Source organism: Aliikangiella coralliicola (assembly GCF_007004725.1).
Classification (GTDB): Bacteria; Pseudomonadota; Gammaproteobacteria; order Enterobacterales; family Kangiellaceae; genus Aliikangiella; species Aliikangiella coralliicola.
Genome location: NZ_ML660167.1, coordinates 52028 through 76983 on the forward strand (window position 1 = coordinate 52028; position 24956 = coordinate 76983).

24 protein-coding genes are annotated in these 24956 nt (G+C 39.5%); 12 read left to right on the top strand and 12 right to left on the bottom strand.

The window, feature by feature from the left end:
* The first annotated feature begins 386 nt into the window (after positions 1-386).
* The 6 genes from FLL46_RS17955 (at position 387) to FLL46_RS17980 (ending at position 4673) form a co-directional block, all read left to right on the top strand.
* Entirely contained in the window at positions 387-1319 is a 933-nt protein-coding gene (locus tag FLL46_RS17955) for a DUF6630 family protein (protein ID WP_142932729.1), read from the top strand.
* 143 nt (positions 1320-1462) lie between these two features.
* A complete protein-coding gene (locus FLL46_RS17960; protein ID WP_142932730.1) occupies positions 1463-2008 on the top strand; it encodes a hypothetical protein in 546 nt (181 codons plus the stop codon).
* A 110-nt stretch (positions 2009-2118) separates the two neighbouring features.
* Positions 2119-2595 carry a hypothetical protein gene (locus FLL46_RS17965; RefSeq protein WP_142932731.1) on the top strand — a complete coding sequence of 159 codons (477 nt, stop codon included), beginning with the start codon at positions 2119-2121 and terminating at the stop codon, positions 2593-2595.
* A 40-nt stretch (positions 2596-2635) separates the two neighbouring features.
* Entirely contained in the window at positions 2636-3490 is an 855-nt protein-coding gene (locus FLL46_RS17970; RefSeq protein ID WP_142932732.1) for a DUF6630 family protein, read from the top strand.
* Positions 3491-3588: 98 nt separating this feature from the next.
* Positions 3589-4080 carry a hypothetical protein gene (locus tag FLL46_RS17975; RefSeq protein WP_142932733.1) on the top strand — a complete coding sequence of 164 codons (492 nt, stop codon included), beginning with the start codon at positions 3589-3591 and terminating at the stop codon, positions 4078-4080.
* Positions 4081-4238: 158 nt separating this feature from the next.
* On the top strand, positions 4239-4673 hold the full coding sequence (locus FLL46_RS17980; RefSeq protein WP_142932734.1) for a hypothetical protein: 435 nt from the start codon (positions 4239-4241) through the stop codon (positions 4671-4673).
* Between the two features lie 73 nt (positions 4674-4746).
* Here the strand turns inward: FLL46_RS17980 and FLL46_RS17985 are convergent, their stop codons facing one another.
* Positions 4747-6894 carry a winged helix-turn-helix domain-containing protein gene (locus FLL46_RS17985; RefSeq protein ID WP_142932735.1) on the bottom strand — a complete coding sequence of 716 codons (2148 nt, stop codon included), beginning with the start codon at positions 6892-6894 and terminating at the stop codon, positions 4747-4749.
* A 530-nt stretch (positions 6895-7424) separates the two neighbouring features.
* Entirely contained in the window at positions 7425-7694 is a 270-nt protein-coding gene (locus tag FLL46_RS17990; protein WP_142932736.1) for a hypothetical protein, read from the bottom strand.
* A 540-nt stretch (positions 7695-8234) separates the two neighbouring features.
* Between FLL46_RS17990 and FLL46_RS17995 the strand changes: the two genes are divergently transcribed.
* From FLL46_RS17995 to FLL46_RS18005, 3 genes are all read left to right on the top strand, one after another.
* Positions 8235-9689: a hypothetical protein gene (locus FLL46_RS17995; RefSeq protein ID WP_142932737.1), complete on the top strand. Its 1455-nt coding sequence runs from the start codon at positions 8235-8237 to the stop codon at positions 9687-9689.
* A gap of 154 nt (positions 9690-9843) precedes the next feature.
* Positions 9844-10797 carry a DUF4350 domain-containing protein gene (locus FLL46_RS18000; protein WP_142932738.1) on the top strand — a complete coding sequence of 318 codons (954 nt, stop codon included), beginning with the start codon at positions 9844-9846 and terminating at the stop codon, positions 10795-10797.
* A gap of 43 nt (positions 10798-10840) precedes the next feature.
* Entirely contained in the window at positions 10841-11314 is a 474-nt protein-coding gene (locus FLL46_RS18005) for a DUF4124 domain-containing protein (protein ID WP_142932739.1), read from the top strand.
* An 81-nt stretch (positions 11315-11395) separates the two neighbouring features.
* Here FLL46_RS18005 and fabV read toward each other — a convergent pair whose 3' ends face one another.
* From fabV to FLL46_RS18050, 9 genes are all read right to left on the bottom strand, one after another.
* Positions 11396-12574 carry an enoyl-ACP reductase FabV gene (gene fabV, locus FLL46_RS18010; protein ID WP_142932740.1) on the bottom strand — a complete coding sequence of 393 codons (1179 nt, stop codon included), beginning with the start codon at positions 12572-12574 and terminating at the stop codon, positions 11396-11398.
* Between the two features lie 247 nt (positions 12575-12821).
* The gene (locus tag FLL46_RS18015; protein ID WP_142932741.1) at positions 12822-13844 is read right to left on the bottom strand and encodes a hypothetical protein; all 1023 of its coding nucleotides are present in this window, start codon (positions 13842-13844) and stop codon (positions 12822-12824) included.
* A gap of 250 nt (positions 13845-14094) precedes the next feature.
* Positions 14095-14952, bottom strand: coding sequence for a DUF4097 family beta strand repeat-containing protein (locus FLL46_RS18020; RefSeq protein ID WP_142932742.1), 858 nt, complete (start codon positions 14950-14952; stop codon positions 14095-14097).
* 121 nt (positions 14953-15073) lie between these two features.
* Entirely contained in the window at positions 15074-15913 is an 840-nt protein-coding gene (locus FLL46_RS18025; protein ID WP_142932743.1) for a hypothetical protein, read from the bottom strand.
* 115 nt (positions 15914-16028) lie between these two features.
* Positions 16029-16577 (bottom strand): RNA polymerase sigma factor, encoded by a 549-nt coding sequence (locus FLL46_RS18030; protein ID WP_142932744.1) that lies wholly within the window; start codon positions 16575-16577, stop codon positions 16029-16031.
* Between the two features lie 234 nt (positions 16578-16811).
* Positions 16812-17021, bottom strand: a complete 210-nt coding sequence (locus tag FLL46_RS18035; RefSeq protein WP_142932745.1) for a hypothetical protein — start codon at positions 17019-17021, stop codon at positions 16812-16814.
* 224 nt (positions 17022-17245) lie between these two features.
* The gene (locus tag FLL46_RS18040; RefSeq protein ID WP_142932746.1) at positions 17246-19444 is read right to left on the bottom strand and encodes a M3 family metallopeptidase; all 2199 of its coding nucleotides are present in this window, start codon (positions 19442-19444) and stop codon (positions 17246-17248) included.
* A 342-nt stretch (positions 19445-19786) separates the two neighbouring features.
* Positions 19787-20059 (bottom strand): ArsR/SmtB family transcription factor, encoded by a 273-nt coding sequence (locus tag FLL46_RS18045; protein WP_246119355.1) that lies wholly within the window; start codon positions 20057-20059, stop codon positions 19787-19789.
* 251 nt (positions 20060-20310) lie between these two features.
* The gene (locus FLL46_RS18050; RefSeq protein ID WP_142932748.1) at positions 20311-20526 is read right to left on the bottom strand and encodes a bacterioferritin-associated ferredoxin; all 216 of its coding nucleotides are present in this window, start codon (positions 20524-20526) and stop codon (positions 20311-20313) included.
* Positions 20527-20680: 154 nt separating this feature from the next.
* Here FLL46_RS18050 and bfr (FLL46_RS18055) point away from each other — a divergent pair, with 154 nt between their 5' ends.
* Positions 20681-21145 (top strand): bacterioferritin, encoded by a 465-nt coding sequence (bfr, locus tag FLL46_RS18055; RefSeq protein WP_142932749.1) that lies wholly within the window; start codon positions 20681-20683, stop codon positions 21143-21145.
* A gap of 45 nt (positions 21146-21190) precedes the next feature.
* Complete coding sequence (bfr, locus tag FLL46_RS18060) at positions 21191-21658, top strand: bacterioferritin (protein ID WP_142932750.1); 468 nt, start codon at positions 21191-21193, stop codon at positions 21656-21658.
* 87 nt (positions 21659-21745) lie between these two features.
* Here the strand turns inward: bfr (FLL46_RS18060) and FLL46_RS18065 are convergent, their stop codons facing one another.
* Entirely contained in the window at positions 21746-22273 is a 528-nt protein-coding gene (locus tag FLL46_RS18065) for a DUF2062 domain-containing protein (protein WP_142932751.1), read from the bottom strand.
* 181 nt (positions 22274-22454) lie between these two features.
* On the opposite strand from FLL46_RS18065, the gene FLL46_RS18070 reads away from it, so the two are divergent.
* Positions 22455-24878, top strand: a complete 2424-nt coding sequence (locus tag FLL46_RS18070) for a DNA internalization-related competence protein ComEC/Rec2 (protein ID WP_142932752.1) — start codon at positions 22455-22457, stop codon at positions 24876-24878.
* The last annotated feature ends 78 nt before the right edge of the window (positions 24879-24956 follow it).

A 24956-nucleotide genomic window follows, 5' to 3' on the forward strand; every position in this document is an offset into this window, starting at 1 on the left:
AATGAGAATTTTAACGCGTGAATAAGCTCGTAGGTTGGGTGGTAAAACCCAACAACATTGGTTGATGTAAGATAGAAAGCACAACTTCAGAGTGATTGTGAGTCACCCAAATCAATAATATAGAGGAGCATGGAGCTTATGACATTAATTAAAAGTTTGATATTTTTTGATTAGAAGAATTGGAGGTTAAGCGGTAACCAATGGTCAAATACAGCAAAAGACTAATCGATTACTGGCTCAACGATCCAGATGATTATTATGAGACTATTTACATTATCGCTCGAAGTGAAGACTACGAAGAAAGAATTTTATGATGTTCTAAGAAAAATATTTCTTAAGGAGGTTGGCAGAAAGCTCTTTAGCGACGAAGGAGCAAAAGTATACGAATGCTGTGGGGTGATAAGTGTATTAATAAAGTTTTAAGTGGTCAGAATAGTGTAATGAAGCAGGGGGCAGTTTTGAGAAGTTATTTCAAGGAGTTACTTTTTGATAAGAGAGTATACATCGATAACGTGCAAGAGAAATATGAAAAGATTAAATCCTTTTCCGCTATACGCTCCAACCGGTTATTGGTGAAGTGCAAGAATCCAGGAATTCATAGCGTAAAGTTTTTGCAGAGTTCCGAAACCATCGAGTTGCAGGTGCCTGGTTTTATATTAAGATTTTTGTATAGGGTGAATCACTTTGTTTTGAAAGTCTACAAAAGAGACTCGACGTTAAACGGTTCTAGCTATCAAGGTTCCAAGTATCAATACGTAAGGTGCGATCGCGCTACGTTTTTTCTTGCAAGAGATTATCTTGCTGAGGTTATCGACATTGCGTTCGCACCAAAACCAACCCGATTAATGCGAACTTATCGGAACCGTCTAGAATCGCTGATTACGATTTTCGATGAATCAGCTCAAATAAATAATTTGCAACGAATGATTTATCAACCAGCTAAACAGTTAGATTTTAGTGCGAATGATCAGCGAGAGTTGGAGCAAATGTACTGGGATAAGGTGATAGATTGTTTAGAAGGTGAGTGTTACTTTTCGGCAATAGACTGGCAAGACCATCCTGATGTAGTGATTGGTCAACTTAAACGTTTGGGAGCGCGTCACAATAAAGATATTCGTTTGAAAGCCAGCCCACAGATGAAAAAAGATTCGGATGCGCTGCTACTTGAACTTTCCTTACAAATTGCAACGCTTGAATTGCGTATTGTTGCTTTTTGTCTGGGAGATACAACCCTTGTGATGATTGCGAATAGTCATGAATACAGCAGAGCTAGGCAAAGGCGATTTGAACTAAGAAGTTTTGGCATGGAAATTTATTAATAAAGTCATTGGTGTTGCTATTTACTGATGTCGTTGACAGTAGTTTGAGATTTATGCTGGTTTTTAACATTAGCAATGCTCGATTCTCTGGTTCTCCGAGGCCGGTATGAAAAAGCTATACTAAAATTAACAGAGAAATAATTATGAACAATCTATTCTGTAAAACTAAAATCCTGATCTTACTATTACTTCCTTTGTCAGCATTAGCTTCAGATTGTGAAGTCGAATACCAGAGGCACTTGACCACTGACTTGGAGTTATCCTATGAAAAATTCGACCAGACAATGGATAATGGCTTTCGTCATCTCGCCAACGCGGGTTGCTATAAGGAAGCTGCAGATCTCATTGAAGCTTATATTAAACACAATCAGCTAAACAAAAATTCAATGCGCTGGCACGTTGCACAACTTCGCGCGAGCGCAGGTGAGACGGATAAGGCTATAGCGAGCGCTAAGCAGTCTCTTCTCGAAAAAGAAGATTTTTCAATAGAACCATTAAGATGGAATGATTATGTGAAAGCAACAATTGCATTTTTGGAAAAAGATAAGCTTGCTTTGAAACATCACCGAAACAAAGTGGCTGCTGGTCAACATGAATATTTTGGCAATGCGTTAAATTTAAAGTTACTAGACGCTCTTATAAAGCACTTTGATCAAAGCTATCTTTATGCCACCAGTCGCATTGAATGAGAATTTTTTAAGGGCCGAGCGAGTTCGGCTCGGACTTGTTTAAAGAAAATTCTGGCAATGTGACGCTGTGATCTTGCCTGGGAAGTAACGGTTAACTAAAAGGAGAGGAAATGCTCAAGTTATATCGAATAACCGATGACAAAAAAGAATACTGGGAGACTTGGAGTAACGGTGACGGATCTCATACAGTTCACTGGGGAGAACTTGGAACTGAAGGTAATTCGAAATCAGTAAAAGGCTCTTTTTTAAGAAAACCAGAAAAAATAATTCAATCAGAAGTCAACGACATGGTTGCAGCTGGTTTTAAGCCAGCAGAAAAAGAAGTTGTTCTTTTTATTGAGTACAAAGTGGATGGACTGGGCACGCTAGAAGATTTAGAAAAGCGCCACAATCTCCAAAAAAGAATGGACCAGACTTTGGGGTGGGCGGGCCTGGGCCACTGTGACGGCGGAAGCACAGGAAGTGACACTATGGAGGTGTGCTGTATCGTGATTGACTTTGAAATAGCGAAGAGCGTGATCGAAAAAGACTTGAGGGAGACAGCGTTTGAGAACTTCACTCGGATTTACGATGGTGGTACTGCATAATCAGTCAACGAATAAAGGTTGAGGAATTTGAGATTGGAATATGATGAACTATTTAAAAGGTATGTTTTTCAATAGAAAAGTATACATTAAAGATGCAAAAAAGAAATTTGATAAAATTAGTTTGCTTCCAGTAGGTTCGACCAATGCCATTCAAGTTAGTGTTAAAAATCCAAAAATCCATACCGCAAAAGTTTTATTAGATGAGCGAAAGGTTGAGCTGCAAATATCGGATTACACTTTAAATTATTACTACGAAAATGATCGTTTTATGCTTGAGGTTCATCGCAGGTTTCTCGGGGTGACGGGGTTGAGTTATGAACATGTTTTTTGTGACGGTCAGATGCTATCTAGTGCGAAGGACTATTTGAACGAGGTTGTTGATATTGTTCTAGCGCCTGCGCCGACTCACCTGTCAGAAAAAGCTCGAAATGATATTGATGCATATATTTCGATTTTTGACGAATCCAATGATATTAAAATGTTAAAGAAGTTGATTCTAAAGTCAGCTAAACAACTTCGTTTTAAAGTAAGAGATAGAAATGAACTTGAGCGGAAGTACTGGAACAAAGTTGATGATATACTAATGAAGAAAAATTATCATGCGATTGTCGACTGGAAAGAGGAACCTGACAGTGTCCGCGATCACTTGGCTGGACTAAGCCGTCGTCATTTTGACAAACCAATTCAGTTAAGTTTTGAGGAAAGGGAAGTCTATGAAATGGACGAGTTATTGTCAGAGTTTTCTGAGCAGATATTCGCTCAAGGATTAGCACTTGTTTCGTTTTGTACGGGCGATGATTGGATGCTGGTAATGTTGAATACGAACGAAATAGAAAGAGTAAAGACGAGTCGGGAAGAATTGTTAGACCTGGGGATAATTTTTTTTGATGAGTGAGTTCAGAACGGGCGAGATGCAAGAGGGAAACAGGAACATTGAGCCGCTATATTTTGTTGTTTAATTTTACCATCCTTAAATTGAACTAAAGGTCATTTATGTCTAAATGGGCAAGAAAAGCGCGAAAGCTGGGTATAACTCAAGCGAAAGTCTCTCAGCATACTTTACATCATACGATAAATGAAGCAAAGGGATCGCTTGAGTCACTTGAATTTATCATTGGCCATACCTCCTGCGAAGGCAGTTTAAGCTTTGATGTTTCAGGGTTGAACACTCTGGAATACTTTTATCGAAGCCGACTATTTACCAATGAAAGGTTGAATGAGTTTCCTGATGAAACTGTTGAGAGGTTGATGGGGCTTTTTCTAGGGCAGATTTTGGTAGAACACGGTATCGGCTATTGGGCAACATATGAAGGTCGGCATTATGTCGCGTATCCCCATGTCATTAAGCTGAATCAACCGAAAAGCACTTATGTCGATCCAGTTTCTTTTTGTGATGGTTTGCGAAATAAATCTGTAGATGGAAACCAAAGCATGAGTTCGCTTAGGCTTTTTTTCGAGAATGTAGAATCACGTAGCTTTACTTGAGCTTTATTTTGGTTTATGAGCTATTAGATAATTGCAGTACGCTAAAAGTGGCGATAATCATTGACATAATAAAGTGCCAACTTTTGAATATTAAATAAATCACGTTAACTAAAGGTGATTTAAAGGTTTGTAAAGTAACAAATAAGGTAGTCTGTAAAATGGTTAGGTACAGCAAAAGATTTGTAGATAGTCGTCTCAATGGCTCTGAACATTATTATGATGTTATTGACATTATTTTACGGAGCAAAGATTTTGATGAAGGCCTGGAGTTTTATGGTGTCGGAAGAAAAATATTTCTTGCCTATATATTTTGTGATCTGATAGCGACAACCATGCGCAGTGGTGTCGAACCCTTCTATGAGCTTGAACATGATTTCGCAGTGACAATTCAGAAAGCAATCCGAACTGAAGGTTATATTGATATTGCCAATGCCTTGAAGTTTGGAGAAGTTAATGTTAATAATGAAGGGGATATGGAGAAAATCAAGCAATGGATTTATGAAAATGAAGAATATCTTAATGAAACGATAAGGAAGCTTTTGAACGAAGAAAAATCAAAGGTATATCAACTCTGTAGGGTTACTGAGGCTTAATGGCAATATCTCTTGCAAACATTTAGAATTACAGGTTTGTGAGAAAAGGGGGCATAAGGATTTTTTTAAGCTTTTATTCCAACTCAATATATTCGATGCTAGAAACTCGCTTGGAAAAGTAAGCGACGACCAAGCGCTGTCTTTCACTATTAACAGCAAAACTATTTTGATTTCGAATTGTGCCGAATGGGAGCTGCGCAATCAATTTTGTTTTACCATCATTTAAGTTCAGTTGAAAAATTTGATCGTACATAACATTGGTGTTATCCGTTCGCTTTAAGTAGATTAAGGAACTGCCATCGATATCCCAGTTACCCCAGTCTGCTTCATCCATATCTTCGACAACTAACTGCCTTTTGCTGAAATCATTAAGGGCAACTTTCCAGATTTCACCATTTGCATTAGCGGTAAATAAAAAGGTTCCGTTTGGCCCTGACTTTGTGTTTAGAAAAGGTAAGTTTAGATTTTTGTTTTCACCATCTTGCCGAAATTCATTGCTCCACAATGAAGCACTCCCTTGGATATCGAGCTGGCCGCTTATTACTTCAGAGTCATCAAAGTTCCAACTTGGTGATACAGGCTCAAAGTTTTCGTCTTTTGTTAATTCTATAGTTGTATTGAGTTTTATATCATAAACATAAAGGTGAAATTGACGATTGAATTTTGTGCTGTCAGGCTTGGGAACATAACCGGAAAACGCGATGTAACGCCCGCTTTTTGAACAGGCGGGCGAAAAAACAACACTGTTTTCGCCAAAATAAGTGAGTTGCTCCAGTTGGTTGTTTTTAATTTGCCAAAGCTCCTGATTTCCTGAAGAGTTTGACACGAAAATAATGGTATCGGTCTCCTTACAATAACTGGGTTGAACATCGACTGAAAAAGTTGGTTGATAGGGAGAAACTTTGGTTACAACTGAAGGGGCATTTAAGTCGATATCGCCTAGGTGACTGGTGTGATAGGGTTTGGCATAGTACAGACGGTTGTATGTTGGATCAAATGTTAAATCCTTAAGTTTTGTATTCGGTTGTTTAACCGGTTTGAAATTACCGCTTTCAACGATTAACTGATAGAGCAATACGTTGTGGTCGATTCTATCGAGCCCGCTGAGCAATATCACCCCATCGGAAGCCATGGTTAAGCTATCAACTCTAACCAATTTCTTCGCGAGACTTTGAGTAACCTGGTGAACTTCTTTATTTTCTAGATAAACTTGGAAAACTTCAGGGTTATCAATGGCATTCTGTCGGATAAAAAACACCGTTTGACTATCGATAGACCAAGTGGGAAAAACATCAGTAAAAATGCCTGTATTAACAACAAGTGGGATTGATTTTCGTGAGTTTGGTTCGTTAAGGTTAGGATTGATTATACTGATTGTATTATCATTTGAATTATACGCAATAAATTTTCCGTCGGGGGACCAACTAAGTGAGGCTTCGCCAATTTCTGTTATTGTGCAGGAAGCGAGTTCTGTTTGTTCTCGATTTTGTAAATTGTATAGCATTAATTGACATTCACTGCTGCTAATACTTTGACGTAAATAGGCAAAGTGGCTAGCGTCAGGTGACCAGACTGGTTTCAAATCTTGGTAAAGATCATCGGTTAGCTGAATGGGTGTTTGCTCGGAATTTAAATCCTTCAGGAAAATATTTGCCTTCCCAGTTTCTTTACGCCAACTAAATAGCAGTTGGTTTCCATTGGGGGAGACAGCCGGATAGCGCTCGATACCGTAATTACTGGATACTGAGTGAACTTTGAAATCACTATGAGTTGGGATGTTGTCTGTATGCTGAATCAACTTCCAAACGACTATCGCTAATAAGAAAAGGCCAGTCATTACTACGCCAGAAGCATATAGTCTTTTTCTGCCCGCTATTTGAGAAGGAGGATTCTCAGGTTCCGAGCTTACTGGTGGAACTAACCACTTATAACCCACTTTGGGTATCGTTTCTAAAAAGACAGGTTTTGTTGATTCTTCTCCTAGTGCTTTGCGTATTCTCCATAAAGCGTTACTTACCCCTTGATCTCCAACATATTCATTGCCATTCCAGACAGTATCAATTAACTCTTTCTTTGGAATGGTTTTCCCCGAGTTTTGAAGCAGATGACAAAGGACAAGTGTGGTCTTTCTTGGTAATTTGGTTTCTGAATTCTCAGAAAGATCATACAAAATACCTTTTTCTGTATCGAGTTGTTTATCTGCAAAGTATATGTGTATCAAATAAAGAACCTTACTTTTTAATGACAGCTATTTTAAAAACGGCTGTCTAACGATTAACGGGCTAAAATCTAACGAACTTTTTATAAAATGACTTAGAAGTTTGTTGATAAAAATGAGCTTGTATTCAAATCTGATTAGTGTCAGAAATCAAGATGGAAAACCATTAAAGTTTAGTTAAAAAATATTTTAACTGAAATTTTACGCTCGAAAAATGGAATTTCTAAAAGAGCGAAGTACGTTAAGGAAAGAGAGACACTTATTTAGCGTGTATTAGAATTAAGTAACTAATTGAATTTAAAAGGTATGATAAAAAATAAGATAAGTTCAAATCAGAATAAAAGGAGGTAGTTTGACAGGCTTTTTCGGGGCCTCTGCACACCCGCATGCTGGCGCGGGTTGTGTAATAAAAGCTTGTCGCTCTTCAAGCAGTTGGATTTACAATAAATTTCCTGTAAAAGCGAGCAAGCTACAAACATTACTTAGTGCCTGTTAACAAGGCACTAAGTAGAAGCGACAGCTTCCATTTCTGACTATGGATTGAGTAGACAATCATCAATATACATTTGGCTACACAAATCACTGTCAATTCCCGGATCGGCCATGCAGTCTTTATACTGTCGCAAACACTCAGCAAAGTGGCTGCGTACCGAGCTTTCTGTCTTATTGTTGACTAACAAAGCGTTATAGGAATAAGTTTCCAGAGAGAGTTTAGTCGCATGTTCGTTACTTTTTTCTTTAGCGGAAACCTGCGCAAGTGCAATTGCTAAAGATGTAGAAATGGCTAAGTATTTCAGTTTCATGTGTCTTTCCTTTGTTACTGTTTAAGAGTCATCAAACAATAAAATAGATAGGTGCCTTATCAAATCACTTTTCCTTTTATTTTGTCTTGGTTTTAATTCACTGACGATTTCCACTATAAAATCAGCGTTAGTTTAAAGTGAAATTCTGAGTCAGATATCAGATGATCATGCTTTGTCGTTGATTTAGGTGTTGCGAAAATAATAGAACTAATCTGGTGAAGGTATCATTAAATCAAAAAAAACTGGTCTGGCTGATTTTGTTGATAAGCAAAGAAATATTAGTTAAAACAAAAAACGGTTTAACTAAATGCTAACTCATTGAAATCAAAAGGTGTTATGTAAAAGTGAAGTAAATTACAAGCTGAATAAATAGGTTAAATTTAAAAAAAACTTTAGAATTTTTTAAAACAACCTTAAACAAATGAATGGGTTGTAAAGGAAGTCAGTCGTGTGAAAAAAATTGTAAATGCAATTAACTATTTGCTGTGAACAGGCTGGCAATTAACAGGAATTAAATCGAAGTTGTACTAGAGGATTTTTATGAAACCGACTATTAATCAATTGAGTCTACTGGTGTCTATGGCATTGTTTCCAACAGCGCTTTTGGCTGACTCTTTTACAGACGCCCAAAATATAATCACATCTGCCGTTGAAGCTGAAGCAAATGATCATTTGCCAGCTCCGGTACCGGATAACTATCATTGGAAAGGCTGGGAAACTCCTTTTCTACCAAAGAATTATGACAAGGTTTTAACGATCAATGCACAAGATGGTGGTGCAACTGCAAATTCGGCGTTGACTATAGATTCTGACTTTGGCGGAGAGTATAGCGGAAGATTCCAGTTTAAGTGCGATGCAACTTATTCTGAGGGTGATCCATTATCCGGTGGAAAATTAGCATGTCGCACCAATTATACTTATCATCTGCCTAACCACCGACGAGAAGGCACACTGAAAGCTAGTTTAATTGCGGATGTTACGCCTGACGGCATGACCGTTAGCGCGGAAGCGCATCCTGAGGTTGGTATCGAATTGCGTGGAGAAAATACAGACAACATCTCATATGAAGACTTTGAGTTTGTTAATGGAAAATCAACTGCTGAAGTTAGCATCAGTGATCAACGTAAAGGTTCTATTTTACTTAATTCATCCTACAAAATTAGTGGGGGCCTGGAACCTCACCGGGCGTTTGGCGATTTTACAATGTCCTGGGACGCATTTCTTGACAGTTATCAGTTTAATGCTGAAACGAACGCGGACATTCTAGTTGACGCCGTTGAAGTCAATGAGCAGGGTAACAATCGTTATCATATGGCAGATAATTACACTAAGTGGGTCAGCGGTTTACTACCGGTAGACACTACTCAGAAATACCGCTTGAGTGGAAACTTTAAATCCGTTACCGAAGCGCCGTCATTTGTTTACTTCGGCATTGAAAGCTATGATGAAGACTATAACCTGATTTCTTCGGTTATGGTTAATCGTACTGGCAATGATGGGCTAGTCACGTCAGCTTCAGCGAATTCAATTCAAGTTGCGCAGCCTTTTTCGGGGTGGGCTCAAGCTGATGCGATGGAATTGAATAAAGGCATTGGTATCTATTATGACGGAGACACCAGCAAACACCCTGACTTTATTATTGATCCGATTAAATCGCCCGGCGTCCATGTTGGTTATCATAGCATAGGCAATCAGATTGTTGGCTTCGATGATTCGTTACCTGCTGACGTATTGGCAGAAATTGAACCGGGTGTGACAGTGATCAAAAACCACCAGGTCAGCAGCTCTCATATTTATATTGCCGGTCAATATGTACCTGAAGAGTGGACTAGCTTTAGTCAGGTGTTAGAAGGGGATGACCTCTGGTATAACAATCATCACAGCTTCAGACCGGGAACGAAATACGTTAAGGTCTATGTCGCTGGAAATTGGATAAATGGACAGAACTCAGAATTGTACTTTGATGACTTAATATTGGAAAAAATCGTCGAGTAATTGTAGATTAAATAACAGGTTGGTGATGTTTTCTAACCTGTTATTTTTACCAGTGGTTTATCATTCAAGTGACTATGGTTTATTTATTACGAACTCAGTTTATTTAGTTTAAGAGTGGTGATTGTTTTAATTTTTTCAAAGGCATGAAAACGAAATGCGATGGTTAGTTATTGTTATATTCACTTTTTCATTACCCGTTGTTGCCAAGAAAATGGTGACTGATGCCATCGTCGATATAGATTTTAATCATCAGTTTACGCCACTCAATCATAAGCATCGAACCAAGATACTGATCGACCGGTTTCATCAAACAATTTATAAAACGAAAAATGAAGATCATGGTGCTCATGCAATGTTGGATATTGCAAAGCGTGATGGATTTTCTTATCGATACACAGATGTCGCAATCACAAAAAACACACTTGATACAGATATTTTAATTATTCACGGATTACCAAACCTGGAAGTTGAGGTCGCTGAGAATACAACTTTCTGGAAGTCACCAATTAGCAGTAGTGAATTAGAAGCGATAGTTCGTTGGGTCGCAAACGGCGGCGGATTATTTTTGACTTTAAGCCATTTTCCCGGCGGGAGTGGAGCACGCCCTTTATTAGAAGCTTTCAATGTTAAATTTAGAGATGGCTATCTTTATTCTAAGGAATTTCCCAGTTTTACGTCGCCGGATGAAAGGTGTTCCCACTTTTTTGGAATGAGTGAAGGCAACAAAATTCTGAAAAAATCTCATGGCATTTTTGCAATGGGGGAAACGGTCAATAAAGTCGATTTTCATTGTGGGGCCGCAGTTTTTCGAGAACCAGATGACGTGATTCTTGCTTTTCCTAAAGGTTCAGCCAACTATGATGCGAATGACCGGTTGGTTGAGCAGTCTGATCATTATGCTGGAATGATTGGTTTTCAATATGGAAAAGGGAAAGTGGTGGTAGCAACCGATCAGGGAATGTTTCGAAACTTTATATTTACATTTGATGAGAAAGAAAAAGTCTACGTGACAATAACCAGCCCGAATAATGATAATGCTAACCTTTTTGTCAATTTACTGCGCTGGTTGTCGCCTAAAATTAATGATAGTCGGACATTAGTTGAATAACTAGTGTTGTAGTAGGACAAAAGAAACAAGAGGAGAAAACAAAGTGACTAGAATTTTTTATTATTGCTTGTTTATTACTCTATTTTTTCCTTATTTGCCAAGGGGGGAGGCTAACCCTCAAAATGGTAAATTGGTTTCAGCAAGCCTGCCGTCCGGAGAAAAACAAGGCGAAGAAACTCAACCGAAGAAAATGTATAAATGGGTCGATGAGGAGGGCAGAGTTCATTACAGTGAATCAAAACCTGTTACTGGTTCAAATAAAAGTGAAGCGGTTTCGATAAAACAGGTTCAAACAACAAAAATAAAGAAGTCTCCGAAAATTAATATATCTTCGCCGTCTCCTAAAAAAAAATCAAAAGCGCCAGTGAAGTCAGATAAAGAAATTCACTGTCAAAGATTACGAGAACAAATTAAAAGAGATGAAAAGTTCACGACTAATTCTCGTTCGTCTCAGCATCATGCACGAGTTCAGCGAACTAAAGATAATCGTTGGGAGCTGATTAAGAATTGCCATTAAAAAAATAGCCTTGATATCGATATATCAAGGCTATTGTAGGATATTGAATTGATTTTGAGATTAACAACTCAAACTGATTTTTTACCAATCCGCTAATGGACTAACATCTGCATCATAGTCGACACCATCAAATCCAAATCCGAATAACTTAAGAAAATCCTGATTGTAACCGGCATAATCACCGAGTTCGGGGAAGTTTTCAGTGGTTACTTCAGGCCATATTGCTTTAATTTTTCCTTGAATATCGTCGTTTGTTTCAACGCCGTCCATGCGCAAGCGATTGGCTTCGTCAACTGGTGGGTTATCGCTAAGTAACAAAGTATTGAACAGACCATAAATTTGCTCGATAACACCTTCATGACAGCCTTCATCTTTCATCACTTGATACATCAGCGAGATATATAGCGGCATAACAGGGATCGCAGAACTTGCCTGAGTGACCACCGCTTTAAGCGAAGTGACGTAGGCTTTAAGATTAATATCTGAATAGGTGTTGTTTAGTGCGGTTGAAGCGCGATCCAGGTCTTCCTTCGCTTTGCCGATGGTGGCATGACCATAGATTGGCCAGGTTAGTTCTTTGCCGATATAGGTATAAGCTGTAGTACGGCAATTCTGAGACAATACACCAGCTTCATTTAGCGCCTTAATCCAAAGTTCCCAGTCTTCACCACCCATTACTTTAACGGTGTTATCAATCTCGTCTTGATTGGCTGGCTCAAGTGTTATTTCGTGTACGAGCTTTTTGCTTGTGTCGAAAGTCTTTGTGGTATAGACATCACCTACAGGCTTTAAGCTTGATATATAGGCTTCACCTGTGTCAGGGTCGGTTCGGCGAGGAGAGGCAAGGCTGTAAACGATTAAATCAATCTCCCCCAGATCTTGTTTAATTAAATCAATAACTTGCTCTTTTAGCTCATGAGAAAATGCGTCGCCGTTTAACGTTTTATGATACAAACCAGCAGCTTCTGCCTGTTGGTGGAAGGCCGCAGTGTTATACCAGCCGGCAGTGCCTGTTTTACGCTCTGTCGGTTCTTTTTCAAAACAAACACCCAGTGTTTTAGCTTCGGCGCCAAATGCAGCCGTAATTCTAGAAGCCAGTCCGTAACCGGTAGAGCAACCGATAACCAGGACATTCTTAGGTGCATTTTCAAGTGCTCCCTGGCTTTTCACGTAGTCAATCTGTTCTTTGACACTCGCTGCACAGCCCGCTGGATGGGCGTTTGTGCAAATAAATCCTCTGACTTTCGGTTTGATAACCATAGATTACCTAATCCTCAATGATAATGTTTTAACGAATGATAATGTTTAACGAATGTTAGAATTGTCTATTTTATAGACAATTCTCTGGAATTAGCAAAATATGTCGGCATGTTACCTTGCTCGATGGGTATTTTAAAGCAGAATTAGAGAGGTCGGTTAAGTTGCGCCTAACAATTAAGAATAAACAATCTCAACAAAGTGTTAAATTAATCATCAGTGCGCGATAGAGTTCAGGTGTTAGCTTAAATTAAATGGAGTGAATTTTTTTGATCATTCTTCTGATTGCAGACTCCATTTCTCCATCATATCGAAACGAATGTCTATGTCCCGTTCGTTCCCTTAAAAATTTCGACAGAGAATAATTTTTTAAATCAAGCATTTTAATTTGCTCAATGAGATCTTGATCGATGTCGAGTATTTTTAGTGCTGTTAACTCATCGGGATCTCTGGTAAAAATGTTAAATGAATTGACATGCTCGATAAAACTTTTATCGACATTATAAATTTTAAGCCTCAGTGCTTGCGCTAGAGATAGGTTAACTAATTTTAGTTGTTCCATTCGCGACAAAAAATTACGATTAATTCGATGTATTTTCATAGCAAGAAAATCGCTGGCTTCAAGCTCGTCAAAACCGAGTGTTCTGGATTGATTGATAAATTTCGAATCGATATTATGTACAGAGAAAGCAGTGACTTCGTCTGCATCGAGGTCATCAAAACCGAGTTCTTTCAGGTTATTGACATAATCTTTATTGATGCCATGGACTCGAAATGCGATTAGCTCTCCTGCAGACAGATTATCGAAGCCAAACTCTGAAACTTCCTGGATAAAGTTTTGCGTAACATTGTGAACTCTAAAGGCGATTAGTTTTCCTGCTCCGAGGTTGTCATAACCCAGGGCTGAGACTTGATCAATATAATCTTCGGTGACACCGTGTATTCGAAATGCGATTAATTCGTTAGCTTCCAACGAGTCAAAACCTTTGGCTTTCATCGACAGAATATAGTCAGGAGTGACATCGTGAATTTTAAAAGCGACTATTTCATCGCGGTCTAGGTTGTCATATCCCGATGCGGCCAAGCTCTCGATAAAATCATCAGTGATGTTGTGAACATCGTAAGCATCTCGATAGGAGTAGTGACTCGTATAAGCCAAAACGCTTTGATTAATAAATAAGAAGCAAAGGCTAACTAGTAGCATTGATTGGGTTAGCTTTCTGATTGTACTTGATAGTTCTTGATATACTAATCTGCTTAAGTAGTTGTTCATCTTTTTTTCCTGAAGAAGACTATTCTTAGTATTCAATACTTATTTTTCAGGAAAAGGTTTTAAAAAAATAAAAATAATTTCTATCAGCGTCTGGAACTTTGCTGGTGAGAATAGCGAGTATGGATAGAAGGGAAAAAAGAAAAGGTAAAAAGAAAGGGCGAAACTACGCCCTCAGTCAGAATGTTTTGTCATTACTTTGTGTTGAAACTCACGATTCAAAAAAGCGAATGGCGACAAAGGATTAAAACCTTTATTTTTCGCGAATGTATATGTCTCCTCGAAAGGTATTCAACATTAACTTTTGCTGGCCACCATTTAGCTTCGCCGCCATCGCTCCGCCGATTGAGATCCGTTGCCTGTTTTCAGTTTTGTTGTTATCAACTTTATCAATGCTCCTGAACTCAGCATCAATTCCTGAAAAGATATCGCCTTGATAAGTTTTGACCTCAATATTCACTTTACTCTTTTTGGGTAATGTGACATCAATAACACCACGGTGAGCGGTTAATGATGAAGGATTTTTAGGATTGAAACTATCGAAGACGACAGTTACATCTTTGCGTCCAGATTCAGCAACAATCGGCCCTTTAATTCCTGTTGCAACAATAGCACCGCGAGGATTTTCAATATCGATATAACCATGTACATTTGTTACATTAATATCACTTCCACGGTGAAGTTCGAGTTCAAGATTGGTGTTGAAAGGAACCTTTACACTCACATTGATCTTATGGCTTTTCTGTGAAGACTCAATACTCACCTTGTTATTTCGTTCTTCGATATAAAGTTGAATTGCCGAATTGGTAATTCGCTTTAGGCCTTTAGTGGAGCGACCTGAACTCGAATGACTTTCACTTTTTCCGTGTGTCGACGTTTCTGCTTTTTTTACTTTTCCAAGCTTTTTAAGGCTACCTGTAGTCACGCTTATCTCAATTGTTTTTCCTTTATAGCCTTCAACCGCGATAGTACCACTCATCAAAGAGATGTCGAGTTCAGCAACTTTAGCTGGGTCAGTTAGACTGATACTACGTTCAATTGTTCTGGGTTCTGCCAATAAATTAGCAGAAAGAAACACAAAAAATGTTGCGATGATTGTTGCTTTTTTCACGAGCGATACCTCTTTTTTAGTCGTATATATTAATTCGTATTTGTTTAGATTCGTATCTATTCCAGTCTGTAAAGATTTTACTGTTTTGACTTGAATCTATTCCCATTAAACCGGTTGTCAGCTACGCTTCCTGAGCCGGTGTTTTAATAACATTTAGATAATCTGCCACTTCATCAATTAGCTGGTTATTTTCCAATAGCGCGTAAATTTGTTTTTTACTGGTTTGACTGCCGTCTTTTAGTAGCAGTTGAATAAGCGCAATCTGGACAATTGGTGAATCTTGTTTGGTAATACTATCGAGCAATTGATTCTGAAGTTTCTCTTCATTCAATCGTTGAGAAACGGTGTCGACTATTGCCAGGCGCACTGCGCTTGAACTATCAGAATTAAGTAGTTGGAGTAATGTCTGGGTGACTTTTCCATTCGCCTGATTACTCATGCTATAGCTGACGCCGGCAAGTCGTCCACTTGCTGATTGATCGTTGAGCATATTAAGTGCGACCATGGTATTTAGCGTTTCGATTTTTTGTTCGAGTTTAGACACTACTGCTGAAACATGAGGGGTTGGCTCAGGTGAGGTGTTGTTAGTCACATAACCGAGCCCAAACACCATGACCAATAACGCCATGGTGGCTAATGGTTGTGGATTGAATAACCTGGTTAACCAACCGCTTAAAGTTGAATCTGGCTTATTTTTTGTCGTAGCCTCAAGAGGCGGTTTAGCCGAGTTCAACTCAGATTGTGTCTGACTAAGCATTTGGTAAAACCTGGCGTCCATTTGCTGAGAAGGTTGCTCGACAGGTTGATGGTTATCTGCTTGCCATAAAGCTTCCATAAAACTAATCTCACTGGCTAACTCAGGTGAGCTATCAACAAGCTGCTGCATTTCTTCAGGCAGGTTTTGCCCATCTCCTGCTTGTAGCAACTCGATTTTTTTAGCAATAATATCTTCGTGTTTCATACATTCACTCGTTTTGTCTCTATTGACATTTGTATGTCTTAGTCACTTCCTTTCTGCTCACTCAACTGTTTTTTCAAGGAGCAGGTTGGTTGATTCAATTAATCATTTGTTCCGTTCACTGGGCTTCACCGCAAAGAACTTGATATCGTTCATGTAACTTTTCAATTGCCGTCCTCATCCGCGTTTTCAAAGTATTTAGGTTACAGTTGAGTAGCTCTGCAATATCCTGATAACTAAACTGTTGAAATCGACTTAGCACGATTATTTCTCTTTGTTCAACCGGAAGTGATGCCAGAGCCTTATCGAACATGCTGTGCTGGTGCTCATCTTCTAATATCTCCAGTGGTGAGTTTTCGCCTTTAAAATCTTGCTCAACAAAAGGATCATGTATTTCCTGGTTTCCCATTTTTCTGAAGTGATCAGAAACAGTATTTCGAGCGATCCGGTATAACCATGCTTTAAATGTACTTTCCGCTCGATAACTTGTGCGATAAGCAAGCACTCTGACAAAAGTTTCCTGAACCATATCTTCACTTAGTGCTCGATTCAGACCCATTCGCACGAAAAAACTAAACAGCCCTTGCTTATTTTTTTCGAAAAGATTGGCGAGGTAACCTAACTGACCTTCTTTCACTTTTAACATCAAGTCTTGCTCTGAATACATTAAATCCAATTTTCCCCGGTTTTATTGGCCAGGCGCGTTCTTAATGCGCTTATTTGACCTGATTTTATTATTATTACTTAAAAAATCAGAAAAGGTTTTCGAGAATCTTATTTTTTGAAAAATTAATTCGTCTGAATCGGCAAAGAGCAGTTATTACCAGCTCAAAAAATAGACTAATTAGAGGAGGGCGGCAGCTTGACAGTCACAACCGGTTAGATTCAACCAGTTAGACAGTCAAGCCTGTTTTTTTCGTGTTCGAGTTGGATCATTAACCATACTGGTTAGAATATTGAGTTGAGAGCTTTGTAAACCAAATGCGACTTCCAGAACGGCTTTGCTGTTATCACTATCACCGCCGATGCGCAATTTCTCGGCAATAATTACCAGTTCTTTGTGGAGTTCAGTCAGCCGATTTAACTCGTCTGCTATTCGATTACTGTTCACCAGGTGACTTCCTGCGGCTTAAAACAATTAGTTATCAAAGATAAGCTATTCTATACGAATTTTTATAAAGATAATATTCAAAATGTGAGATATCAATTGATGAATACGAATGTTGATAATTTACTAAATATTCGTAGTTACTGGCAGCTCTCTCGTGAAACGAGGTATTAAAAAAGCCCGCGCATGGCGGGCTTAAAACAGTTTTGTCTGATTTTATGTGAAGCCTAGCGAGTTACAGGGAAACCTCGAGCTCTCATTAGTGCTTCCACGCTGGCATCTTTGCCTCTGAACGCTCGGTAGGCGTCAGCAGGATCAACGGCATTTCTAACGCTAAACAAGTGCTCTACAAGTTTGGCTGCCAAAGCCTTGTCATAAAAGCCGCCTGGTGCCTCCGCAAAAGCTTCTGCAGCATCTGCTGTAAGAACCTCTGCCCACATATAACCGTAGTATCCGGCGGAGTAGCCTTCTCCAGAGAATATGTGACCGAAGTGAGGTGTACGATGACGCATAACAATCTCTTCCGGCATATTGAGTGCCGCCAAGGTTTCTCGTTCAAATTTATCGGCATCAATATCTTTCGGATCAGAAGTATGAAGTTTCATATCGACTAATGCAGAAGCAAGATATTCTGTTGTTTTGAAGCCTTCGTTGAATGTTGCTGCTTTCTTAATTTTGTTGATTAGTTCAGCCGGCATCGGCTCACCTGTTTTGTGATGAACCAGGAATTGGCTGATAACTTCATCGGTCGCCAACCAGTTTTCTAGTAGTTGTGATTGAAATTCGGTGTAGTCTCGAACACCGCCATTCAATGTTGGGTAAGCAACATTAGAGGATAAGGCATGTAGCGCATGGCCGAATTCGTGGAAGAAAGTTTCAGCGTCATCCCATGAAACTAATACTGGCTCTCCCGGGCTTGGCTTAATAAAGTTTGAATTATTTGACGCTAATACGTTTTGTTTACCGTCAAATGTCGTGTGGCTGCGATAACTGGTGGCCCAGGCACCAGAGCGTTTGCCTTTACGTGAAAATGGGTCAAGATACCACAATCCAACATGCTCGCCAGAACCTAGTTTGGTTACTTCCCAGACCTTAACATCAGGATGAAATACTGGAACAGAACCCTCTTTAACAGGGGTGAACTTGAAGTTAAAAAGTCGGCCCGCGACGTAAAACATGGCTTCGCGAAGTTTATCTAATTGCAGATATTGTTTTACTTCATCTGAGTCTAATGCGTATTTGGCTTTACGAACTTTTTCAGCATAGTGACGATAATCCCAAGGTTTAATTGCGTCAATTTGTCCACTTTTAGCTGCAAGGGTCTGCATGTCTGCAACTTCCTGTTTAACTCTTGCAATAGCAGCGGGCCAAACCGCTTCCATCAGCTTAATCGCATTTTCTGGCTTTTTGGCCATACGATCTTCTAGTCGCCATGAAGCGTAGTTGGGATAACCGAGCAAATTAACTCTTTCATGACGAAGCTTCAGTATTTCCGCGATAATGGCATTATTGTCGTGATTATCACCATTGTCACCGCGGTTGTAATAGGTCGACCAGACCTTTTTGCGCAATTCTCTTTCAGTTGAATAGGTTAAAAATGGGTCCATTGATGAACGGGTGTTTGTGATGGCATATTTCCCGTCTTGCTCTCGTTCGTTAGCGGCAGCAGCTGCGGCTTTAACTATGGATTCTGGTAGCCCGCCAATTTGTTCTTTGTTGAGGTAGAGCACATAGTTCTCTTCGTCAGCGAGAATGTTATTGGCAAATTTGGTATGCAGCTCTGCTAATTTCTGATTGATTTCTGCATAGCGTTTCTTAGCATCGCCCTTGAGTGTTGCGCCGTTTCGTGCGAAACCATTATAAGTCAGGTTAACCAGCCTTTGTTGATCTGGCCGCAATTGCTTCATTTCGTCGCTTTTATAGACGGTTTCTACGCGTAGAAAGAGCTTTTCATTTTGATTGATTTTCGAAAAGAATGCGGAGATTTTTGGCGCCATTTCAGCCTGTATTTCACGAAATTCTGGTGTAGAGGTGTTACTGCTCCAAATACCCCAGTAGGTGAAAATTCGGTTTAAGGACTTACCTGCGCGCTCCATTTCTACAATGGTATTTTCAAATGTGGCTGGTTCGGAATTGTTAGCAATAGATTCGATTTCTTTGAGGTTACTTGCCATTGCTTCTTTCAGTGCAGGCTTGAGGTCTTTCAATTTGACTTTATCAAATGCAGGGACGCCTTGATATGGACCTGCCCATTCTGCCAGTAGCAGGTTTTGAGTTTGCTGGCTTGGTTTGGCAGAAGTGCTCTCAACTTTTGCTTTTTCCTGGGGTTTTGTCTGTTCTTGCGTGCTAGTGTTGCTCGACTGGTCACTGCATCCGAATATCGCGCCGGATATTAGTGTGGCGATTATCAACTTATTTGGTTTCATAAAGGGCGATCTCCTAAAGGAATTTTATTGTTTTTTGACTGGTTGTTTTCAATTATTCTTATTATATGGTTTTGTTTTTGTAGATTTTGGCTGTTACTTTTTTCTGTAACAATATGATTTTAAAGAAATATTTAGTTGCAGTGCGAAGTCTCGTTTTCTGCTTATTTCTATTATGACCGAAGTACGATACACACAGCTGTATTAGAAAACTAGCCTAAAAATGTAAAAATCCATTATTACATGGCTTTCTCAAAATTATATTTGGAAAAGTGTTTGATTGTTGCGCGGCTAGAAGCCGTTGAATTGGAAAATTTATGGTGTGAGAAAATTCAGAATTTCGGGTTAGGCACAATAATATTCATGTAGTGTGCTAATAATGTTTTTGGCAACGCCTTCTTTTAGCGAGTAATAAATTGTTTGTGATTCCCGTCGAGTGTGAACCAGCTGATCAGAACGCAGCTTTGCGAGGTGCTGGGAGAGGGCAGATTGAGATAAATCGATCATCTCGTTTAGCTGACTAACCGATAGTTCGCCTTCTGATAAAATGCACAAAATCATTAGCCGATTAACATTAGCCAGGGCTTTCAGTTGCCGAGTAGCAGCGCCAGCGTGCATTCTGAGTTCATCAGGTAGACATTCGCTACAACTGAGTTCTGCTTGATTCATCACTGTACTCGCACATTTAATATCAGATAGCGCTAATGTAATGGAATCAACTTGGGGTGTCTATAGATCAGGGGCGACGAAATAGTTCTACCAAAATAACCAAAGAGAATGACGATAGCGGCAAGAGTCGATTTTCTTATAATAAAAACCTAACTAAAAAGGGATTAAAGGTGCTATTATCTTATATGCAGCTGGTAAATCTATGCTGGGACTAGGGCTGGAGAATCAGAAAATTTCGGAATGTACTTTCGGACTTCGCTGTTTTCTTTCAGTATTTCTTTGGCTGTGGGCACACAACGTCCGCAACAGTTTCCTACGCCCAGATGTTTTGTGATTGCACTCATACTGGTGTGGCCATTTTGTTGCGCTTCGATAATTTGACTGTCAGTTACAGCGTTACAAATACAGACGTACATGGGTTTACCTCAACTAAATCTGCGAATAATTATAGGAATCATTCTCATTAGTGTCAAGAGAAAATATGAATATTAATTAGTTGGATTCCAATTGAAACAACAGTCAGGGTATTACTTTTAACTACTTTAACCGAAATAAGCTAGGAGAGGGATTGTGAAAGGCGATAAACAAATCATTGCTCAACTCAATGATGTATTGAAATATCTGCTGACAGGAATCAATCAGTATTTTCTGCATTCAAGAATGTGCGAAAACTGGGGAATGGATCACTTGAAAAAGAAAGATTATGACTATTCGATTTATCTGATGAAGGCGTCTGATAAGTTGATCAAGCGTATTCTATTCCTTGAAGGGCTAGCTAATTTGCAAGACCTGGGCAAACTATACATCGGTGAAGATGTGCCTCAGATTCTCGCTGGAAATTTGAAATTTGATAGTGAGTTACGTGAAGCTTTGGTAAAGACAATTGCTTCATGTGAAAAAGCTGATGATTTTATCAGCCGTGAGTGCCTCGAATCCATTCTTGAAGAATGCGAGGAACAAATTGACTGGTTAGAAGCCCAGCAATATCTGATTGACAACGCAGGATTGAAAAATTACCTCCAATCGGCGGTATGAAGTATTTTTAATAATGTTAATTAACGAAGTACTAAGGATTAATAAATGCAAGGTAATCAAAAGGTTATAGAGCAATTACAGAAACTACTTGAATCAGAGTTAAGTGCATTTGATCAGTATTTTATCCATGCAAGAATGTATGGCGATTGGGATCTTTCTAAGTTAGAAGAAAGAATTTCCCATGAAGCAGAGGAAGAGAGAGAACACGCTCAACTTCTGATTGACCGAATGCTGTTTCTTGAAGCGAAACCTGACTTATCAAAAAGAACGGGCTTAAATATTGGTTCAACAGTACCAGAAATGCTGAAAAGCGATCTGGATTATGAACTCAAAGTTGCTGAAATGCTACGTGATGCGATTAACGTGTGCGAGCAAGAACAAGACTACCAGTCTCGGCAAATATTATTGAAGTTACTGGCTGATACTGAAGAGGATCATATGTATTGGTTAGAACAACAACTGGGCTTAATTGATAAAATGGGTTTGGAAAACTACATCCAAAGCCAAATGTAGTTGGTGAGTTCAATCTTTGAGTTGCTCTAAATAAATCGTTCTAAAGCAGGTTAGTGGAAATGATTGTTATACAGGCTGATTTTTCTATCAGCCTGCTTTATTACGAGCTTCTCTTTTCTTAATTCTCTCTTGCCAGGCGCTTAAAATATGGATTCGCCAGAATAAACGTAATCCCATATAACCTAGTCCAGCAGCGACCACACCACAAAGGAAGCAGCCCCATAAAAAAGGCCCCCAGAAGTCGTTAGCGGCTAACCAATCCCAACTGAGTTCAAATTCTGTACCATCGGTTTCTTGGCCCAATGTCCATAGACCAACCAGGTAAGCAAAACCAAATATGAAAGGCATTGTTATTGGGTTGGTGACCCAGACTAAAGCGACTGAAATGGCAATATTAGCGCGAAACATTATCGCACCACCTGCCGCTAAAACCATTTGGAAAGGAACCGGTATAAACGCACAGAAAAGGCCGACCAGGAAAGCATGGCTCACCGAAAAACGGGTCAGATGCCATAACTGAGGATCATGGATAAACTTTCCGAATACTCTCAGAAATTTGTTGTCCTTGATCGCATCAGGATCAGGCAGATAGCGTTTTATCAGTTTTCTTGGCATACTAGCGAACAGCAAAAGGCAGCGAAAAATTGTGGCTCATTGTATCCGTAAGTTGACGGAAATGTAAGTCACAGCGTATTGATTAATAATAGTGACATTATTAACTTTTGTAGAAAGATCGGTTTCACTACCAGTCATAGTCAGCCGAATAAAAATTGGATAAAGTTGAAAAGGATATTCATTGAGCATCAAGGCATTTGCTTTTTTATCAGGGATGATGAGTTTATTAATTATAACTAAGTCGTCACAGGCAATCTGGGCTTTGGTTATTGCCCTCATTGTTTACTTGTTGACCTATTTTTCTCAAGCTAAACAAACATTGACCAGAATGTTTCTAGCGGGTCTCTGCTGGAGCTGCGTCAATATCATAGTGTGGTCCTGCTATTCCGGTACAACCGTTTCCGAACCTGTTCGCGCCAATATTGATGGCCACATTTGCAGCATTCCGGGCTTTAGTCACGATTCTTACCGTTTTGATTTTTGTATTCATTCCATTGACCAGAAGAGGCTCAGTTTCGGACAACGAAATCGATTTAAATTGACCTGGGGAAAATATGTCACGCCACCGGAAATTGCTCTAAAAGCTGGTCAGCGCTGGCGATTTGCAGTTAAGTTACGACCACCACACGGCCGTGTGAACCCTGCTGGATTTGACTCTGAACAATGGATGTTATCGGAAGGTTATGGCGGAAATGGCTATATCAAAAGTGCAATATTGATGGAGCATGAGTTGACGCTGTCCTCCACCTACCACTACTTAAGACAAAAAGTTTTTGATTATTTAAGTGCTCATCTGGCGGACGTTCCAAATAAAGGATTGATATTAGCGATCACTATGGGAGAGCGTGACCAAGTTAAAACGGACCAATGGCAACTTTTTAAAAATACCGGTACTTCCCATCTTTTAGCGATATCGGGTTTACATATTGGCATCGCTGCGCTCTGGTCCTATTGGATTATTTTGTTTTTATGGCGGTTGAGTCACCGACTTTGTTTAACGGTGTCTGCGCAAAAAGCCGCTCAAATTGGGTCATTGATTGGTGCGTTTATGTTGCTGTTGCTGAGCGGTTTGGGATTACCGGCACAGCGAGCTTTTATCATGTTATTCATCTTTTTGATAAGTCGTTGGAGCGGTCGAAATTATCGGCTTGCCAGCGTGTTATCAATCGCATTGTTAGTGATCTTGATAATCTATCCCTTTGCTTTATTATCAGCCAGTTTCTGGCTCTCATTTTTTGCCATATTCATTATTAGTTGTGTCATCAACCGCGAAGTCAGCGAAGGCCGCCGAGTAACTGAATGGCTGAAAGTTAACTGGTATCTGTATTTAGCGTTAATTCCCATCACTTTGTTATTCTTCAATCTGCTTAGCCCTGTTTCCATCATCGCTAATTTATTATTGATCCCGCTGACTAGCTTTGTATTAACCCCTATTGCCTATGTTGCTTCGCTGGTTAGCATTGTAAACAGTTATTTAGCATCGCAACTATTTCAATTCGCTTCACTAGTTATCGATTTGACTCGGTGGTTACAGACACTATTAACATCGTTTGATTGGACCCACTTCACTTTATCTTTGCATTACTTTTCGATATTTCTGCTTTTGTTGATGGTCATGATTTTATTGGTGCCACGCAAGTTGGTATCTAAAGCAGTTTTGCTGCCCCTTGGTTTACTATTTTCCTTTTCACTATTAGTTTCGGAAAAAGAAAATAGCTTTGAGATGATTGTGTTTGATATTGGGCAGGGACTAGCTATTTATGTACAAACTCCCGAAGGAAACCTGTTGTATGATACGGGTTGGGGGAAGCAACAGTACGCGATTGCCGGCTCGGTGCTTTTACCCTTTTTTGAAGCCAGGGGGATCAAACGGTTAGATAAAGTGGTCATTAGTCATGGCGATGCAGACCATGCCGGTGGATTGAAAGTCGTTCAACAATCACTCCAAATTGATGAGTTGATTGCCGGAGAAGTTTTAGTAGCTGCACAATCACAGAATTGTCACTCGTACACTGACTGGCGTTGGGGAAACGTCCATTTCAAGTTTTTGTCTGCTGAATTATCAGGTGATGCTTTACCAGATGATAGTCTACCAAGTAATAATCTATCAGATAATCAGCGGTTAACGAGACACAGCTTATCTGGAAATAATTCTTCTTGTGTTCTGTCAATTGAAGTGACCCAAAGCAATTATGATGCACCGACAGAAAGTCAGACGCCGCTCACAAAGGCTGGTCCAGTTGAAAAAGAAAAATATAAAATATTGTTAACCGGCGATATTGAAAAACGCGTGGAGAAAAAATTACTAGCCAAAGGAATAGGCAAGTATGATGTCGTGATTGCGCCACACCATGGCAGTAAGACAAGTTCTACCAGCGAGTTTGTGGAACGTCTGAATCCCAGACATGTGATTTTCTCGACTGGCTATGATAATCAATGGAAATTTCCAAGAAAGTCAGTAGTACAGCGTTACTTAAAACAGGAAAGTCAAATTTGGGTAACCCATCAGCAAGGTGCGATTACTCTTAAAATCGCTCCAGAAACCGGGGCGATATTATCCTCGGAGCGAGAAACTCAACCACATTTCTGGACAAGCCAGTACTAGAGTCGCAAATAAATCACTGAGAATTAGGGAACAAATTAACAATTTTGCAAGTCACTAACAGCAAGCCTTGATATAATG